The sequence below is a fragment of the Microcoleus sp. LEGE 07076 genome, assembly GCF_015207455.1.
GTDB lineage: Bacteria > Cyanobacteriota > Cyanobacteriia > Cyanobacteriales > Microcoleaceae > Microcoleus.
This window is the reverse complement of sequence record NZ_JADEWV010000140.1, coordinates 1-16,087: the sequence shown is the minus strand read 5'-3', so window position 1 is coordinate 16,087 and position 16,087 is coordinate 1. Positions and strand designations below refer to the sequence as shown.

The following is a 16,087-nucleotide window of genomic DNA, read 5'->3' as shown; positions in this document are numbered from 1 at the left end:
GAATTGGGAATTGGGAATTGGGAATTGGGAATTGGTAATTAATACTTATTGACTTCTTAGGTAATCTGTGATATGTGTTCGGGATATGTCTAAACAAATCAAGTATTTCACAAAACTTTTTTAAAAACAAGAGTTGACATCAATTTTAACCCATGATATTTTTGAAAAAATAGCGTAATTATCTAAAAACAGCCGATGAACACCAGCCCAGCGGATGACCTCGCTAACCAATTTTTGGAAAAAGAAAATCGCGAAAGACAGGAAATCGCACTTTTATTAGATAATTACTTAGGAAAGGACGATCGCCTTTTCGTGCAAAAAACCCAGATGGGAAACAGCGAAGCCTACATCGGTTCCGTCACCCTCGAATGGTTGGATTCCCGCCTCCGTTTCGCCTCACAAATGCCACTTTTTCGGCAAAAGTTTGACCTCCAAACGAACAACATCGTCCGCGACGACGAAACCATTGACGAAATCATTCAGCGCCCTTTAGATTGGTCGCGCCAAGCCGCCCTCACTCAATATTTAGCAGCCCGAAAATCGCACAAATTCCCCGCAGTTTTAGTCGTCGTCAGTCCCCCGTGGGTAGACAATCCCTTAGCCGAGGAATGGGATAAAAACGGCGCAGCCATCAAATCAGCGACGGAGTTTACATCCTTTGATAAGAATGAGAATTTAGGGCTGTTGAATGTTTCTCAAGAAGTGTTTATTTATGCCTTAGACGGCCAGCACCGGCTGATGGGAGTTCAAGGTTTAATGAGTTTAATTAAAACCGGAATCCTCCAAAGATACAACAAAAATAAAAAACCTGTCGGCGCTGCAATTACTCTCGAAGATTTAGCCCAAGAGTATCAAATCGACCCCGGAAACGTGCAGAAATTAGCTCGCGAAAAAATCGGAATTGAGTTTATCCCGGCGGTGGTGGCGGGGGAAACGCGACAACAAGCACAGCGGCGCGTGCGATCGATCTTCGTGCACGTTAACCTGATGGCGGTAACGCTTAGTCAGGGTCAATTAGCCTTATTAAATGAGGATAACGGATTTGCCATTTGCGCCCGCAAAATTGCCGTCACTCATCCCTTATTAAAAGAGCAAGATAGCAGAAATCCCCGCGTCAATTGGGACAGCGCCACAGTGGCAGCAAAATCAACTGTGTTAACCACATTGCAAGCGCTGCAAGATATGTCCGAACGGTATTTAGAATACAAATTCCCGCATTGGAAGCCGGAAAAAAAAGGTTTAATTCCCATGCGACCGGAAGATGAGGAACTAAAAGAGGGAATTGAAGAATTTAAGAAATTGTTCGATAATTTAGCAACTTTGCCCAGCTATCAAAGAATAGAAAGCGGCGAAGAAACCGCAGAATTACGCAGATTTAGTTTTGAGAAACCGGGGGGCGAGGGCAATATTTTGTTTCGTCCAGTCGGTCAAATTGCTTTAGCTAATGCTTTGGGAATTCTAGTATTTAGAAAGAAACTTTCCCTGAAATCTATTTTCGACAAACTCCGCAGGTACGATGTGGATGAAGGATTCAGCCACATGGACAATCCTCAGTCGGCGTGGTACGGGATTTTGTACGATCCGAACAAAAGGCGAATGCTAGTTTCTGGCAAGGATTTAGCGGCGAAGTTAATTGTGTATTTGGTGGCGGGAATTAATGACGATATGGATCGAGCTCATTTGCGGCAAGCTGTGGCGCAAGCGAGAACTTTTGAGGATAAAGCTGTTAGTTTTAATGGCAGGTTTGTGCGGCCGCAAGAGGTGGGATTGCCACCGGTACTGAGTTGATTTTCTAAGCTGATGGCGGAGGCAGTCAATCGATTTCAGATTGAACAATTGAAGAATTGACCCACCGATAAACCGGGCGTAGTGTGACCAAATTGTTTGATTGTCAGGATTACTATCTGGGGATTTTCAAGTAAGTGGAAACTCTCAATTTTGAGCCTAGCTAATGTTATTTATTGATTGTGATTGTTGACGCTCGCGGAAGCTATCGATAACATTATTAATTTCTTCTACAGCAACCGTTTTTTAGTCAGATTTGGCATAGATGATGAGCAAGATGAAATAAGTGTTTGATGTGACTTGATAAATAATGCGATCGCCTCCACTTTTTCCTTTACTGATGTCGCTGTTTTTGGCTCTTACTTTGAAGACAGTGTAGCCCGTACCGGAAATGCGATCGCCCGGACATTCACCTGTTTGCAACTGCTGTAGGAGGGGTTGCAAGTCGGTTTGAATCTGGCGAATTGATCCGCAAACAGAACCTGGATGCTGGGTGGTTCAGACATCAATACCATCCCAAAGTTCTGCGATGGGGTGAACTTGGCCGTCTTCTACTTCCTGAAGCGCAATCCGGAGGCTGTTGAGGATATCTTCTTTAGATAGCTCTTCTTCGTCTTCTTGAAATAGTTGGCGCAGGGATTGCAAAATCAGGGTTTCGAGGGGCAGGTTGAGTTGGCTAGCTTTCTCAAGAAGCTGCTGCTCTAAGCGAGCGGGGATGGTGAGGGTAATTTGCATGGGGTTTGCCTCTCTATTTTAATAGTATATAACACGGCAAGTTGGTGCGGCCGCAAGAGGTGGGATTGCCACCGGTGCTGAGTTGATTTTTTATCCGATGCACCACAGGCGGGACGCCCGTGTCACAATGGACGCAGGTATTTTTTTACTTACATTCGAGGTGCTTCAGAAGTTGATAAATCGCTGAGGCAGCGAGTGTATTTTCTAATGAATGTTTCAATTGATGTGGGGCGATCGCTAAATTTTTCGCACAGAACATCAAAACCGCCGTGAGCGTATTGATTCATTATCTTAATCCCTTCATTAGACAAATCGGAAGGCGAGTTAGGATCGACTAACTCTGCGACTCGGCGGTAAACAGTATCTCGCTCATCTAAATCTATTCCTAAATAAGCAAGATCGGCATGAATTAAAAGTCCAACTAGCCGCCGCCCGCGATCGCGGAAGTCACCAGGAAAATTTTCTACTAAAGAATCTACTTCTTCGGAAGTCATTTGAGTATTTCTGCGTCCGGAAGCGAAACCGGCCATCAAACAAAGATAGTAAAAGTCAAACAAAATTGGATAATGGGCGGATAGATCCTTAAACCATTTGCGAGCATCTTTACGCAACTGAAAGTCCATTTTTACAACTCCTCATCGAGATCGAATCGTTCAAAAAAGTCATTTCCGTTCACAATTATCCCATCAACAGTTTCTTTGATGCGATCGGGCGGTACATTCTGCAAAAGCGCATTCATTGTAGAAGTTTTCCGAAAAATGGTGAGATACTGCACTTGCTGCTGAGCCGCCTGATGCAAAACATTAACAAAACTTTGCCGTTCGCTAGAGATAGTAAAGGCGACAAACTGATTGCACAAAGAGGGAATTAGGCGCGCTACTTCGGGACGGACTTTGAGATCGAGGGAACCGGCCGGACTATCAACAATAAAGGGCAATTGATGGTCGCTGCGGTTAAAAAGGGTAGCTAGAAAAGCATAGCTAACTGATAAGGTTTGACCGACACTCGCACCGCCTTGTCCCCGCAGTTGCAGGGAGTCTTGAATGTCTTCTAAAAAAACTGGATCTCTCGATAGCAGTTGGGCGATGCGCTGGTTGGTTTCTTCAAGAATAAACTTTCGCAGATATTCTCTTGCTTGCTGATGCGCTTCAGCAAGAATGCGCCTAGCAATTTCTGTTTTGGATTTGAGATTTAAGGTTTCGGTGGCTTCGGCGACTTCATATTCTGCTTTGGCAATGAGTTTATCTAATTCTTTGAGGCAGTCAGTATCTTCGCTAGGTTTGGTGTGGGGCGATCGCTCAATTTCTATCAAACGTTCCGTACAAGTGCGAAGTTGTGCTTTGAGCTTTTCGAGATATTGCTTTTTTTCCTCTAGTTCCGAGTCACCTTGTGCAAAACGTGTTTGTTCGATCGCGCTCATTTCTGTTTTGAGGTTATCTCGTTTAGTAATTTGGTATCCTAAGTCTGCTAACTGTTTCTGAAGTTCTTGATAGGGAACTTCGGGTTCGTCGCTGCAATGAATGGCAATATCTGATTTAATGCTATTTAAAACCCCAACTTCATCGTCGGCTAGATAGTTTTTCGCGCGATCGCGCACGGCCTCGCGAGTCACCTCATTCATTTTGCGACCGCACACGCATTCCTCAGCTTGTGCTAACTCCTCAAAAAACTCTTTTGAAGTCGAAGTTGGTAATTTCAGCCGATCTAAATTATCTTTTAAATGCTTGAGGGCTTCTCCAAATTTAGGAAGCAGTCTTTCGGGGCTTCGCATCTTATCGATCGCCTTTGCAACCTCTATAGCAATAATTTTCTCTTTATTCTCTAAATCTACTTTGATTTTTTGCAACTGAGAGCCGATATTTTTATCCTTACTGAAGGCGGTATCATAGTCTTTTTCTGCTTCATGTATTTCTAAATTAAGCCGCGATTTGCGAAGCAGAAGTTTTTCCTGTTCTAGCTTAATTATTTTTCGCTTTTTTTGCAAGCTTTTCAGTCTATTTTGGCGGCGACTTAAACCTTGAGTAGATTTTGCTGTAGCCGATTCCGCGTGTTTTTCCCAATTTTTTTGAAACGCCTCAGCAACTTCCTCCAACAAAGACAGTTGAAAGAGGGAATCAATTGCACTGCGAGCCCGTGTCTGTTTGGGATCTAGTAAATTGCTAGCTAGTTCGCCGTCAAATACAAACAGGTTGACAAATTCTGAATTAAGAAATTTTATCAGCATTGGAGGCGGAAAAAATCCCTCCCTAATTCCAGTTCCGTAGCTGGTTCTGTATTCAACTTTACCGCGATCGAAATTTAAATTCAGCTCAAACGTCAGCGGGTTGTTATTCACAGCTATTTTGACCACAAACTGACCGGATTTTGCCGCGCCGCCGCTGCGTCGAAGCGCGCGGATTTTTTCCGAATTCCACTCTTTTGCAGAACCGGATAGTGCAGCGCGCAGCATCGTTAATGTAGTTGTTTTACCAGTACCGTTAGGCATCTGCACCAATGTCACTGGATAGGGTACAAGATGATTGTCTGGAAGGCAAAGATGCGCCTCATGGTCGGGACATCTTAAACCCGAAGCTGACCATCCTAAAAGCGTAAATTGTCGCGTCATTCTAATTCCTCCTCTTCACCTTGACAGCCGTCTAATTTAATGGCATCTAATATCGTTGTCAGGGAAGCTTTAATGTCATCGGGATTTGACAAAGTTGCACTTCCCTCTGACAAATGTGCAAGCCACAGCATCATTCTTTCAGCGACTTTTGGCGGTTGATCGTGCTTGTTTACTGATTCGTAAACTGCCTCGTATATTTTTTTGTCTATTGCCATCGTTAATCTGCCTCCGCTCTAATTTTAGATAAATTGGTCAGCCACTCCTTTCGCAATTGGTCAGTATTTAACTCCTGTTTATCTCGATCTTGAACTCGAACAAAGTCAACAACTACAGCTCGTTTATTGGGGTTAGTTGGATCGCGTCGCAAACAGCGCCCCATTCTCTGAACAGTTTCTAATTTAGACCGCGCTGATGAAAATAAAACCACTGAACGGAGAGACTGAATATCAATCCCTTGAGAAATACGGTGGCAAGTGACTAAACAAGAAATTTTACCTTGGGCGAAATCAACCAAATTTTTGGTGTCATCTTCAGCATAATAGGTATGATAGTCGTATCGGTAACGGTGAATGAGAGGCAAGACTAATTCGCCGTACTGACGGTCTTCTACAAAGACAATACATCTGTCTAAAATTTCTGGATGCTCGCAGAGAAACATTTCAAAATAAGGCACTTTGGTACGAGAAGTTTTGTAAATTCTTGCTAAAGCAGTCCAAAACTCCTCATTAGACATGGGTTTACCTTCAGATTTTCTACCTGCTTTTCTGCTGTAAACATTTTTGATGCGCTGTCGGTCTTCTTCCGATAATTCATACTCAATTGGATAGTAATCAAATTCACATAAAACTCCCCGACGAATTGCATCCTCTAAAGTAAACTGATAAATGACCGCACCGACATTTTTTTCAATAAACTCTGTTCCTTCGCGATCGTATTCTCGTTCTGGAGTTGCACTGAGGCCGAGTCGATAAGCAATTCCGTCTGATAGTCCGTCTAAATCTTGAATATTGGCAGGACTTCCTAACCCGTGAACTTCATCGTGAACGATCAGCAACCGTTTTCTGGTGGGGTAATTGAGCGATCGCAGCACATTGCGGAGTGCGTTTCGCGACACTACCAATATGCTATTTTTTGGGTCGAGATCGTATTCATCTTTTTGCCAGTATTCCCCGTAATGCTGAAGGACGCGAAACTGGGGGTTTAAATTGCTAGCAACGCTGTACAACTGTTTAACCCATTGGTTGAGTAAATCGGTTCCAATTGTAGTAATGATGGCAGATTCAATCGCTTGTGTTCTAGTTAATTCCTCCAAAATATTCAAGGCCGTGCGCGTTTTTCCTGTCCCTGTTGCCATTTCCAGAAGGCCGCAGCGATGCTGCAAGAAAGTTTGAACTGCCTGTGTTTGATGTCCCCAAATATCGCTTCCTTTTGAGGAGTTTACTTGGTAATTTGTCTTGTCTTCAGAGGCAGAAAATTTAGGTTTGTATGGCAATCCGGGTTCTAGTGCAGGAGGTCGATCGGGCCGCAGCCGCAACAGCGCTTTTTTAGCCGCTTCGGGAAACTCCATTACCTCCACATTCGGCGTCTCGTTTTTCCACAATTTATGAAAGTTTTCGGCTTTTTTAAAAGCCCGTTCTCTAACTCCCGGATGCCAAGAACAAAACACATCAACGCATTCAAAATTATCAATTAAAGCAGTTGAACTTTCGTTGGCCGAACCCGTAAACGCAACTATATTGTTTTCGCGATCGGCAAATATCCCTAATTTTTCGTGATAAATTCCCTGGCGGCGAATCTCTTTAGTAACAGCTAGTTTTATTTCGAGGATGTTTTGGCTCAATAACCAAGCCAAACAAGCCCAGCGATCGCGCACAATTCCCTCAAATTCTTGATCTAATTCTCGCAGAACAGCACTGACAATAACTTCTTCTTTTTGTCGCATTCCTTGCTCGATCGCATCTGCATCCGCTGCCGACAAATAAGGAGAAGCTATTAACTGCATCTTGCCGCCAACTCGAATCAATGCTGTCAGTCCTCTCGCGGCGGCGACCATCGAAGTGCTGGAAAAAAAACCTACAGCTCGCTTGTAGACTGTAGCATTTTCTAAACAGGGAATGTAAAATTCTTGGATTAGATCGCAGCGATCGCTCCGGTACTCATCTTGAATCGCTAAATCTTTCAAGCTCAACGCCGCACCCCCCAACTCCCCGCTAATTTTTATAGTATAGACCAATTCTCGCGATCGGGCTTACTTCAACAAAACCAATTCCGCTCCCACGGGCAAATGATCGGACTCAGTGGCATCCAAAACCGAACTAGATTTAGCGCCCCAATGTTTTGAATACCAAATATAATCAATCCGGCAAAGTGGATAAGTTAATTTCAAGTTAAACCTTTTCGCAAAGAAGCCGTGAGGCCAGGTAAAACCAAATCCAAATCCAGATTTTAGGAAAGCATCTTGCAAAACTTTCTGCACCCTGTAATAGTCTTGAGACTCGTCTGTCATGTTAAAATCGCCCGCGACAATTACTGGCAAATTTTCTTGCTGAATTCGCTCTACTAAATCTTGAATTTCGGGTAAACGTTGTTTGTATTTGTAAACAGGGATTTTGATAAAAGACAAGATTTTATAAAGTTTAACCCACGGCCCTGTTGCTTGCATATTATAAACGACTATTTCTTGTCCCGCAAATTTTATAATTGCTCGCTGCTGAGTTTCTGGATGATTGGCTAAATGTAATACTTCACTAGATAAAACTGGATATTTACTCATAATGCCTACAGGGGGAGTATCAATTTGATAGGGATAGTCTGATTTTAATAAATCAAAAACTCTTTTTTTATGTTTCTGAACTGTTTCTTGTAAAAATACAATATCTGCTTGTTCATGGTTTATCAGTTTAACTAAAGTTGGCGATTTGGTTGTATACCAACCAACGTTATGGGATAATATTTTGAGGCTGGGTTGCGATGCTGTGATGCTTATTGATTGGGGAGAAAAGTATTTGACGTGCAGCCAACTCAATAGCAAAATACAAGCCATTGATGAAATAATAGAGAACCAGCGGTTTTTGAGAATTGAAAATGCTAGTAGGGGCAAAAATAGAATAGGCAAGAAAATTAAGGGAGTGAAAGTTCCAATAAAAGCAACAACCCACAGCCGATCCCAAAATATCAGTCGCAGAATCAAATAGCAGAGAAGAAATGCTGAGTAGCTGTAAGCGAAAATTTTTGCAGATTGCTTGAAGAATCGGTTGATGATATTTTCTGGTATGTGCTGCATTGAGAATTTATTAGAATAAGAACTTGCTTAAATCGAATTCTTCATTTGACCGATGTTGGTTGTCTTTTTCAGAGATTAAAAACAACAAAAGGCGATCGGTATAATCCGCCGCACCTCGAAATTCTTCTCGCAAAATTTCCAGCCCGCCATTAGCATATTCTTCAAAAATTTGCAAGCGCTGTGCTTCCAATTCTGCATCGAGATGGGAGAGAATTTGAGGATTTTTAGTTTCGGCGATCGCAATTAGCTTGATCGCCATATCGTAACCCCTCGATACAAAAACATCAACATCGATCGCACCGGGTTCTCGTTTAGAAATTTCCCCCAAAGGCGATCGTTTTTTCCGCTGATTTCCCAAGGATGCGGCAAAGACGATGACATCGGCGTAAGTCTGAAAAGGCCCGGAGTTGTTATCCAATACAGTTAAGGATTTAACTAAATCGGCTTTGTCTTTAGCAATTCTAATTCTGTTAGCAGCCATTGCAATTAATATTTATTTTTTAACGGGAGAGAGCAACCGCAGATGTTAGGTAGATAAACACAGATTAACGCAGATAATGTTCATAATGTCCGCAACAGCATAATTTTTTGTGCAAAACCTCCTCTGGCTTCCCGGCGCTTGATTTTTTCGGCTAAAAGTCGATCGCCCGAAATGCCAAAACTGATCATCACCGCATCCATCACCTCAGACAAATCCGCCAATTCAGCCACCAAATCTGCCTCATCAGCCGCCGCCGCTTCCCCCGCTTCCTCCATCAATTTTTGCCGCAAAGCTTGACGGTATTCTGCCTCAGACAAAATGACAAACTCGCAATCATTGCCGCTTTCGCGAATAATTTCAGGAATGCGATCGCGCACCAACTTATGATACTCTTTTTTCACATCAAACTCCATTCAACCTTGAGTAAAAGTTTGAATCAACCAGCGATTAATTTCCCCATCATCTTGAGTTTGACTTCGGTTCAAAGCTTCCTCAACTAATCCTATTTCCAGCCCCGGTAAAACCAGTGAATTTTGAATTGTCCCACTCCCTCCCGCAGTAATAGCAAAGGCAAATACAGCATTCGTATTTGCATTAGCTGCCCAATATTCTTGAACCTCAGAATGTTCGTAAATTAAACGCTTTACTCCCAAATCATCGGCACTAGAAGATGCTCCTATTTCCACCACTAAAGCTGGAGGTGCAAACACATTCAAATTAATGGGCGTATTGGTGCGAGGAGGTAATTCAAAATCTGCACCTATATAATAAGACAAATCAGGTTGAAATTCCCGAATACCTGTTTTGCGAAAACTGGCATTAATTAACTCCACTATTCTGATATTTCTAAAAGCAGTATAAAAATTGACAACTCTCGAAACTACTGAATTTTGACGCCCGTGCAGTAGCCCTACTGGTGACATTTCTACCCTCATCTGTTCTTGATAGTAATAAAACTTGCCCTTTTCCCATGATGAATCCTCAGCAAAATTCAGATACTCTTCCCATGTCGCCTGCACCCAAACATCCGTTTCCAAAACCTGCGTAATTGCCGAATTAGAAGTCATAATCCACCTCTACAATTTCTGTATATTCAAATTCATTGGGACTGCGCCTAACTAAAGGATAGCGCGTCCCGCCCAGTTCGATCGCATCTTCTTCGCAATCAGCTTTAGGAGAATTGTATACCAGCACGTACTCCCTGCCCGTGCAGCTTTCCATCTCTCTAGCAACTTCTCCCCGCCACTGAGTCTTAGTTACCAAAACTACCAATTGATTCGCCAACTTCGGCAGTTTATTCGCGATTTGTTTACGATAAATCTCGTCCAAACTGCCAAAGGGAGAATCCATCACGATCGGAAACGTACTGCTATCCGGGCCCATCAAAGTATTCTTTTGACTCCACTCCCGCACCCCGTCAATAATTCCGCCGATAAACGACAAACTGAGGATTTGATTTTCCCCGGTAGAAGCGGCAACCAAAGCTGATTTTCCCGAGGTATTTTCTACTAGCGTCAGTTCGTATTTATCGCTCAGCATGGGAATGTAAGGAGTAAAAGAAATTTGACTAAAAATATCTTGCACTCGCTTTTCTAACTGAGAACAAAACTGTTTTTCTAAGCGCGATCGCACTTCAATTAGGCGATCGATCGCATCCTGAGTCGCAGCAATCCGAGTTTGGGCTAATACTTGCTTTTGCTCGTTCAGTTGCTGCTTGTCGATTTGCTTTTCCAAAGCAGCAATCCCGGCATTCAAACTCTCAATCTGCTGCTGGTTAGAGCCAGTTTCCCGGTGCAAATCGCCAATTTTCGCCTCAATTTCATCCAAGCGCTGTTGCAAGCGGCTGACATCGCCGTCAGGAAAATTTTTCAGCTTACTGTGAATATCGTCTAACTGATTTTCCACCCGCGAAAGTTCGGATCTACCGCGACTAATATTCGCTTGCTGGCGGTCAATTTCCTCCCAAAAATCAGCTACTTGTTTATCAATTTCATTGACGCGATCGCTAAGTCGAATAGTAGTTTCTTCCACATCGCCAACACCAGCTTTATCCATCCAACCGCCAACATTTTCGCAAGCAACAGAACCGGGGGTTAATTCCGCACCGCAGATGCAGCGCTGCTGCACTAATAACTGTTCCAAAAACGGCCGCCCAATTCCCGAAATTAAATCTCCTTTTTCCCGCAAATTCCCTAAAATTGAGTTAAATTCAGCCGCAGCATCCGATAGAAAAACCGCGTAACCGCGCCCAGAAATTGTTCGTTTTATTGCAGATGAAGCCTGAACAATTTGTTCGCGAGACAAACTCCGCTGATTTTCCAATTCCTCTCGCAATTTTTGCCACTCAGCAGCACCGCTGCGTTCCAGCAAATCTCCGTTAACTACTTTTTTTAATTCACCTTGATTGGTCAATTCTCGCTCAATTTCTACTTTTCTTTGTGAAAGTTGCTCTACCTCTTTCTGAAAAGTTTGTTTCTCTTTTAAAAGTTTCTTGATTTCGGAACCGCCAATCATTCTTAAATCTGTTTCAAGAGACTTTTTGGCATCTCCCAAATGTCGGATCGAGCGATTCAGCACCTCTACTCCCAGCAATTCCTTAGTAGCTTCTGCAATTTCTGCTTTCTTGTCGTGGCGGACAATTTGCTCGATTCGCTCCCCGTCAAAAAAGAAATATTGATGCAAACTTTCGGGCAAAATTCGTCCGATAATATCATCGGGATGCTGCGCCGTCGGTATCCAGCGGCCGTCATCTTTAGCTACTTGTAGGAACAATTCGCCTTTGATGTGTTCTACAGTATTTTCACTTTTGTAAGCACGACAAACACGCCTTGCTTGGTAGCGCTTGCTGTCGTGTTCAAACACAATTTCTGCCCAACAACCTACCGCTTTCCCCATTTCAGCTTCAGCAATAGCGCGCTTGTTTACTAATTGTTCTTCCGCCGCAAAAGCCGCACTATATTTTTCGTACAGCACCCAAGTAAAGGCATTCATTAAGGCAGTTTTTCCCGAACCGTTATTGCCGTGAATTACTGTGATATTTTGCGCGCCCCAAGCCAGCTTAATTTCTGGACTTTTGCCGAAAAACTGCCGAAAATTGCACAGAGTAATTGAAATTAACTTCATACAATTGCTTCCTTAATAATTTTTAAAATGTCATCGCTGATATAGCGGGGAGATTTCATATAGAGTTTATCTTTTTCAAGTTCCAATACCCGCTCAATAATTTGTCGGACTTCCGGCGGCGCGCTAGTAATCGGTTCTTGTACGTCGCTCAAGTCTTTGCCAGTGTGATAGGAAGAACGCTTTTCTGCTAAAATGCTTATCGGTACCTGTGCGATCGCACTATCTTCATACTTAAATGCCACAACCAGATTTTCGGTCAGATTTTCACTCATATTTTTTTGAGAAATATTAAAAACTACAGGGCTGGCGCTCATCGGTGAGAAACCGGGTTTATACGAGTTTTGCTCTCCCGTCACGATAAACCTACAAAGAAATCGGTTTCTACAAATTTTGCAAGTAGAAACCAGAGATTTAGGAAAAAACCGGGTTTCTTAAGCCTGCGCGAGTCCGCGAACTAAACTAGCAACTAAAATACCGCTCGAATAATTCTATCTTTTTAACATAAACCGAACCCGAATAAATGTCAAATATCTAACAGCCCGTAACGCCTTTGAATTTGGAGCAATTTCACCCTAGCTTCCCCAGCATTGTCAGCTAAATCAGCAAATTCCAAGAACCGCTTTAACTCTTTTCGCAGTAGATTGCGCTCGACTTCTAAAGTTTCTCTACCCAAATCTGGAGGCAAAACAATCATGTCAAATAAAGTTGCCCTTTCCTTCCCCGGATGCGGCCGCAAAATCCGTCCCCGGCGCTGAATAAACTGGCGCGGATTGCTGCTGCTGGCTAAAATTACAGCATTACGAATTGCCGGAATATCCACTCCTTCATCCAAACAGCGAATTGCGACTAAACCTTGCAATTCTCCACTCTCAAATTGCTGGCGCAATCGTTCTCTTTCTGCTAAAGGAGTCCCCGCTGTATAGATGTTAACTCGATAGCCTAATTCTGAACCCAATAACTTCGCGGTTTCTGTTAGTTGGTGGTTGTTATTTCGGCGCGCGCTTCCTTCGATCGCACCGTCGCCGCAGTAAAATAAAGTGTGGGCTGTGTCGAGACGGCGGATCATTAATTCTCGCAGCGCTGTTAATTTATTAGCCGCCGCCCCAATTAACCGAGCTCGCTGCATTAATAAAGGCGTTAAAGCATCATTATTTTCAACTTTTTCATCGCCCCAAAGGGCCCAGCCAATCTTTTGAGTTAAGCGGGAATATTTGCGGGTTTCAGCTTCGGTCAATTCTACTAAAATCGGATAATATAAATAATGTACTAATGCTTTTTGGCGGATGGCATCGGCCAAGGTGAGTTCCGGCTGCAAAACCGGGCCGAAATAATCTAAAATAGCTTCAGTTCCTTGTTCGTCAAAATGTCTTTCTGGGGTAGCGGAAAGGGCGAGACGGAGTCCAATATTGCGCGGCAAACTTTGTTCCAAACGGGGCGCACCTAAGTTGTGAACTTCGTCTCCAATAATTAGGGTTTTTTGTGGGAAATAGCGGATTTGCGATTGCAAGCTATCCGACATTAATGTGGCGTTAGTGGTGATGATTGTGAGAAATAGCTGCTCGCGAGATCGCACTTCATACAAACCAGCAGCCAGCTTATTTTGCCAACTGCGAGCGCTATCAAAAGCTAAAATAGGTTTTAAACTAAATTTTTCTGCTTCGCGCGCCCACTGATTCACGAGATGGCAGTACGGGCAAATTACGAGCAATACTTCGAGGTTAATTTTTTGGTATAATTCAGTGGCGATCGCCAGCGCAGTAATCGTCTTCCCGCTACCCGTAGCCATCTTCAGCGTACCGCGTCCCTGATTCGCAAACCAATTATCAACTGCCGCCTGCTGATACTGTCGCAATTGCAGCGATGGCGGCATTTTCGGAAACCCAAATTGCGAATGATTGGCCGCCATCGCGATTCACCTTTAAAAGCCGTTAGATGCAAAATTCCCTGACTAAACTGTAACTCATTTCTAATTAAAACTTAACAGCCCAAACAAATCATCCGCCGACAGTTGCAAATCCGACAGCACATCGAGTACAGGTAAAATATCCTGATTCTCCTTCCCCTCTGGTTGCTGCTGCGGCTTAAAAACAAGAATTAATTTTTCTTCCGGGTCAATCAACCAACCTAACTTAGCACCGTGATTTAAGCAAAACAAGATATTATTGATTACCCGAGTTGGATTTTGAGCAGGCGATAAAATCTCAATTGTCCAATCCGGGACAATTTTAAACCTGTTTTCTACTTCTCCATTAGCATTGAGAGGAATGCGCGACCACTCAAACACTGCTATATCTGGAACAATAGAACTTCCTCCAAAAGTGCAGCGCAATTCTGGGAACGCATAAGCTAACTTCTGCGGTTTACCAACTCGATTAATCACAGATGGAAACTCGAATTGTAACGTGCTTTGTTTTCCTTGCGGCATAGCTTTTTGATCAATTTGACCGTCAACATACTCGCTAGCAGGCTTAGTTTCTGGAAGCAGCAAAAACTCTTCCAGAGAAATCTTTGACTGAGACTGAATTAAAGTTACCATAAGCCATTAAACCCTCAAAAACCATTAAAAATTCACATCGCTATCAGCTTCCCAATCCTGACAACCCTCGGATTCCACACCAGTAGGGTGCATCGCACAAACCAACAAATTTCCCCCATAAACTTGACCGTGATAGTTGCGACAACCCTGACAAGCCGGCTGCTGTGTCGGCGAAGGTTCTACATAAGTCACCAGCGACAAATCTATGTCATCAAACTCCGGGTCAAACTCCCGGCAAATTTCAATTATCGGTTCTATAAATTCATTGAAATAACCATCAAATTCATTGAAATAACCGTCAACTTCAGCAATCAGGTTATTTTGTACTTGTTCTGTGAACTCTTCCGAAATTTTTGCCAAAACGTCCAGCATTTCGCCAAATTCATCGCTAACGTCGTTAAAAAAATGCTCTACGTCAGACACAGCATTTTCCATTACTTCAAAAAAACCTTTAGACCAATCTTCCATTGATTTTCCAGCTTACTATTGCAAAATATTTAACAGATAAGTGCAGGCAGCCTCATGCGAAGCAATTGCACCTACTTTCAATTCTATAGTCCAGGAAGCAGTGGTAACTCAAAACCGGGTTTTTCAACAAAAATATTTACGGCGCGCCCTCAATCTCGGTTCAAAAACCCGGTTTATTGGTTGGTAGCGCATCCAGGACTATTCTATTACCTAATGCCCGATATTCATCCACCTCTGAATTTGACAGGAGACATATTCAAAAAGGGAACTCAAGAGTATTATCTTGAGTTCCCTTGATGCTTTGCTTTGCGAACTTTTTTCAGCTTAATCCTGCTTTAGCTTTCGCAATTCATCTTGTAAATTCTGTACTTGTTCGCGGAGTTTGTCTACGCCGCCAGTTTCTTTAGCATCTTTTGGCGAAACATCTTCTGTCTCAGAAACAATTTCAATCCGGCGAGGTTCAGCGGGTTTATCGTTTCCAGCGGATTGTACGGGAGGCTGCTGCTGAGCTTGTTGTACCATATCGTCAACAAAGCGGCGTGCTTCTTCCGTTGACATTTCGCCCCGCTTGACTAATTCATCTGCCAGCTTTTGGGCTTCAGTGCGTAATTCAGTTAACTTGCTGCCTGCTTTTTCACCAGCGTAGGAAGCTAGCCCGACACCAAGATAAACTGCTTTCTGTAAAATATCTCCGAAACCAGGCATAGGAGCTATACCTCATAAAACTGGGTGAACCGGAGACCACGCCTATTACAAGCATCCCGTGTTGCTGCTACCTTCCGGTCCTGACAAGATTTGGGCGTTGGAATCGCGTGGATCCAGTTCATATGTGAGTATAACACAGTTATTTATTCTTCAACCACACACCAGTGATAAATTTCATAAATAACGCAACCGTTCTTCACCAGCGGGTCTTCAGCGACGATCGCCTTTGCCTCATCCATCGAACCCGCCTCAAACATCAACATACCGCCCCCCCGCCTCGCCCAGTAGCCACTTTTGGCTCGGTGTCCTTTAGAAATCAACTCTCGGACATAAGCTCTGTGAGCGGGCACGTACTGGTCAAATACG

General features: G+C 43.3%; 18 protein-coding genes and 1 other RNA gene. 1 reads left to right on the top strand and 18 read right to left on the bottom strand.

All coding sequences use genetic code 11. The features are described from left to right. Positions 1-195: 195 nt before the first annotated feature. Positions 196-1,788, top strand: coding sequence for a DGQHR domain-containing protein (locus tag IQ270_RS20770; RefSeq protein WP_193975112.1), 1,593 nt, complete (start codon positions 196-198; stop codon positions 1,786-1,788). Positions 1,789-2,031: 243 nt separating this feature from the next. Here IQ270_RS20770 and IQ270_RS20765 read toward each other — a convergent pair whose 3' ends face one another. The 18 genes from IQ270_RS20765 to IQ270_RS20680 form a co-directional block, all read right to left on the bottom strand. Further along, positions 2,032-2,229 carry a hypothetical protein gene (locus IQ270_RS20765; protein ID WP_228056550.1) on the bottom strand — a complete coding sequence of 66 codons (198 nt, stop codon included), beginning with the start codon at positions 2,227-2,229 and terminating at the stop codon, positions 2,032-2,034. Between the two features lie 54 nt (positions 2,230-2,283). Further along, entirely contained in the window at positions 2,284-2,520 is a 237-nt protein-coding gene (locus tag IQ270_RS20760; RefSeq protein ID WP_193975111.1) for a hypothetical protein, read from the bottom strand. 149 nt (positions 2,521-2,669) lie between these two features. After that, on the bottom strand, positions 2,670-3,143 hold the full coding sequence (locus IQ270_RS20755; protein WP_193975110.1) for a hypothetical protein: 474 nt from the start codon (positions 3,141-3,143) through the stop codon (positions 2,670-2,672). 2 nt (positions 3,144-3,145) lie between these two features. After that, on the bottom strand, positions 3,146-5,125 hold the full coding sequence (locus IQ270_RS20750; RefSeq protein ID WP_193975109.1) for a hypothetical protein: 1,980 nt from the start codon (positions 5,123-5,125) through the stop codon (positions 3,146-3,148). Further along, positions 5,122-5,340, bottom strand: a complete 219-nt coding sequence (locus IQ270_RS20745) for a CxC ATPase DNA modification system associated small protein (RefSeq protein ID WP_193975108.1) — start codon at positions 5,338-5,340, stop codon at positions 5,122-5,124. Before IQ270_RS20745 ends, IQ270_RS20750 begins: the two co-directional genes overlap by 4 nt. Before the next feature lie 2 nt (positions 5,341-5,342). Beyond that, positions 5,343-7,358 carry a DEAD/DEAH box helicase family protein gene (locus IQ270_RS20740; protein ID WP_193975107.1) on the bottom strand — a complete coding sequence of 672 codons (2,016 nt, stop codon included), beginning with the start codon at positions 7,356-7,358 and terminating at the stop codon, positions 5,343-5,345. A 15-nt stretch (positions 7,359-7,373) separates the two neighbouring features. Next, the gene (locus IQ270_RS20735) at positions 7,374-8,408 is read right to left on the bottom strand and encodes an endonuclease/exonuclease/phosphatase family protein (protein ID WP_193975106.1); all 1,035 of its coding nucleotides are present in this window, start codon (positions 8,406-8,408) and stop codon (positions 7,374-7,376) included. A gap of 10 nt (positions 8,409-8,418) precedes the next feature. Then, positions 8,419-8,889: a DNA phosphorothioation-associated protein 4 gene (locus tag IQ270_RS20730; protein WP_193975105.1), complete on the bottom strand. Its 471-nt coding sequence runs from the start codon at positions 8,887-8,889 to the stop codon at positions 8,419-8,421. 80 nt (positions 8,890-8,969) lie between these two features. Next, positions 8,970-9,290, bottom strand: coding sequence for a nucleoside triphosphate pyrophosphohydrolase (locus IQ270_RS20725; RefSeq protein WP_193975104.1), 321 nt, complete (start codon positions 9,288-9,290; stop codon positions 8,970-8,972). 12 nt (positions 9,291-9,302) lie between these two features. Continuing rightward, positions 9,303-9,956 carry a Uma2 family endonuclease gene (locus IQ270_RS20720; RefSeq protein WP_193975103.1) on the bottom strand — a complete coding sequence of 218 codons (654 nt, stop codon included), beginning with the start codon at positions 9,954-9,956 and terminating at the stop codon, positions 9,303-9,305. Then, entirely contained in the window at positions 9,946-12,012 is a 2,067-nt protein-coding gene (locus tag IQ270_RS20715; protein ID WP_193975102.1) for an AAA family ATPase, read from the bottom strand. The genes IQ270_RS20720 and IQ270_RS20715 overlap by 11 nt, the downstream gene beginning before the upstream one ends. Then, complete coding sequence (locus IQ270_RS20710; RefSeq protein ID WP_193975101.1) at positions 12,009-12,284, bottom strand: hypothetical protein; 276 nt, start codon at positions 12,282-12,284, stop codon at positions 12,009-12,011. Before IQ270_RS20710 ends, IQ270_RS20715 begins: the two co-directional genes overlap by 4 nt. A 251-nt stretch (positions 12,285-12,535) precedes the next feature. Continuing rightward, a complete protein-coding gene (locus IQ270_RS20705) occupies positions 12,536-13,918 on the bottom strand; it encodes a DNA phosphorothioation system restriction enzyme (protein WP_193975100.1) in 1,383 nt (460 codons plus the stop codon). Between the two features lie 60 nt (positions 13,919-13,978). Beyond that, positions 13,979-14,548, bottom strand: a complete 570-nt coding sequence (locus IQ270_RS20700) for a Uma2 family endonuclease (RefSeq protein WP_193975099.1) — start codon at positions 14,546-14,548, stop codon at positions 13,979-13,981. Positions 14,549-14,572: 24 nt separating this feature from the next. Then, the gene (locus IQ270_RS20695) at positions 14,573-15,016 is read right to left on the bottom strand and encodes a hypothetical protein (RefSeq protein ID WP_193975098.1); all 444 of its coding nucleotides are present in this window, start codon (positions 15,014-15,016) and stop codon (positions 14,573-14,575) included. 324 nt (positions 15,017-15,340) lie between these two features. Next, positions 15,341-15,721 (bottom strand): phasin family protein, encoded by a 381-nt coding sequence (locus IQ270_RS20690; protein WP_193975097.1) that lies wholly within the window; start codon positions 15,719-15,721, stop codon positions 15,341-15,343. A gap of 23 nt (positions 15,722-15,744) precedes the next feature. Next, positions 15,745-15,841: signal recognition particle sRNA small type (ffs, locus tag IQ270_RS20685), an RNA gene on the bottom strand. Between the two features lie 23 nt (positions 15,842-15,864). Then, positions 15,865-16,087: YciI family protein (locus tag IQ270_RS20680; protein ID WP_193975096.1), on the bottom strand; the 223-nt coding region annotated here is incomplete at its 5' end.

What these genes read in the sequence shown, in the direction of transcription:
- IQ270_RS20770 (WP_193975112.1), top strand. Translation starts at nt 196, where the DNA reads ATGAACACCAGCCCAGCGGATGACCTCGCTAACCAATTTTTGGAAAAA.
- IQ270_RS20760 (WP_193975111.1), bottom strand. Translation starts at nt 2,520, where the DNA reads ATGCAAATTACCCTCACCATCCCCGCTCGCTTAGAGCAGCAGCTTCTT.
- IQ270_RS20755 (WP_193975110.1), bottom strand. Translation starts at nt 3,143, where the DNA reads ATGGACTTTCAGTTGCGTAAAGATGCTCGCAAATGGTTTAAGGATCTA.
- IQ270_RS20750 (WP_193975109.1), bottom strand. Translation starts at nt 5,125, where the DNA reads ATGACGCGACAATTTACGCTTTTAGGATGGTCAGCTTCGGGTTTAAGA.
- IQ270_RS20745 (WP_193975108.1), bottom strand. Translation starts at nt 5,340, where the DNA reads ATGGCAATAGACAAAAAAATATACGAGGCAGTTTACGAATCAGTAAAC.
- IQ270_RS20735 (WP_193975106.1), bottom strand. Translation starts at nt 8,408, where the DNA reads ATGCAGCACATACCAGAAAATATCATCAACCGATTCTTCAAGCAATCT.
- IQ270_RS20730 (WP_193975105.1), bottom strand. Translation starts at nt 8,889, where the DNA reads ATGGCTGCTAACAGAATTAGAATTGCTAAAGACAAAGCCGATTTAGTT.
- IQ270_RS20720 (WP_193975103.1), bottom strand. Translation starts at nt 9,956, where the DNA reads ATGACTTCTAATTCGGCAATTACGCAGGTTTTGGAAACGGATGTTTGG.
- IQ270_RS20715 (WP_193975102.1), bottom strand. Translation starts at nt 12,012, where the DNA reads ATGAAGTTAATTTCAATTACTCTGTGCAATTTTCGGCAGTTTTTCGGC.
- IQ270_RS20710 (WP_193975101.1), bottom strand. Translation starts at nt 12,284, where the DNA reads ATGAGTGAAAATCTGACCGAAAATCTGGTTGTGGCATTTAAGTATGAA.
- IQ270_RS20705 (WP_193975100.1), bottom strand. Translation starts at nt 13,918, where the DNA reads ATGGCGGCCAATCATTCGCAATTTGGGTTTCCGAAAATGCCGCCATCG.
- IQ270_RS20700 (WP_193975099.1), bottom strand. Translation starts at nt 14,548, where the DNA reads ATGGTAACTTTAATTCAGTCTCAGTCAAAGATTTCTCTGGAAGAGTTT.
- IQ270_RS20695 (WP_193975098.1), bottom strand. Translation starts at nt 15,016, where the DNA reads ATGGAAGATTGGTCTAAAGGTTTTTTTGAAGTAATGGAAAATGCTGTG.
- IQ270_RS20690 (WP_193975097.1), bottom strand. Translation starts at nt 15,721, where the DNA reads ATGCCTGGTTTCGGAGATATTTTACAGAAAGCAGTTTATCTTGGTGTC.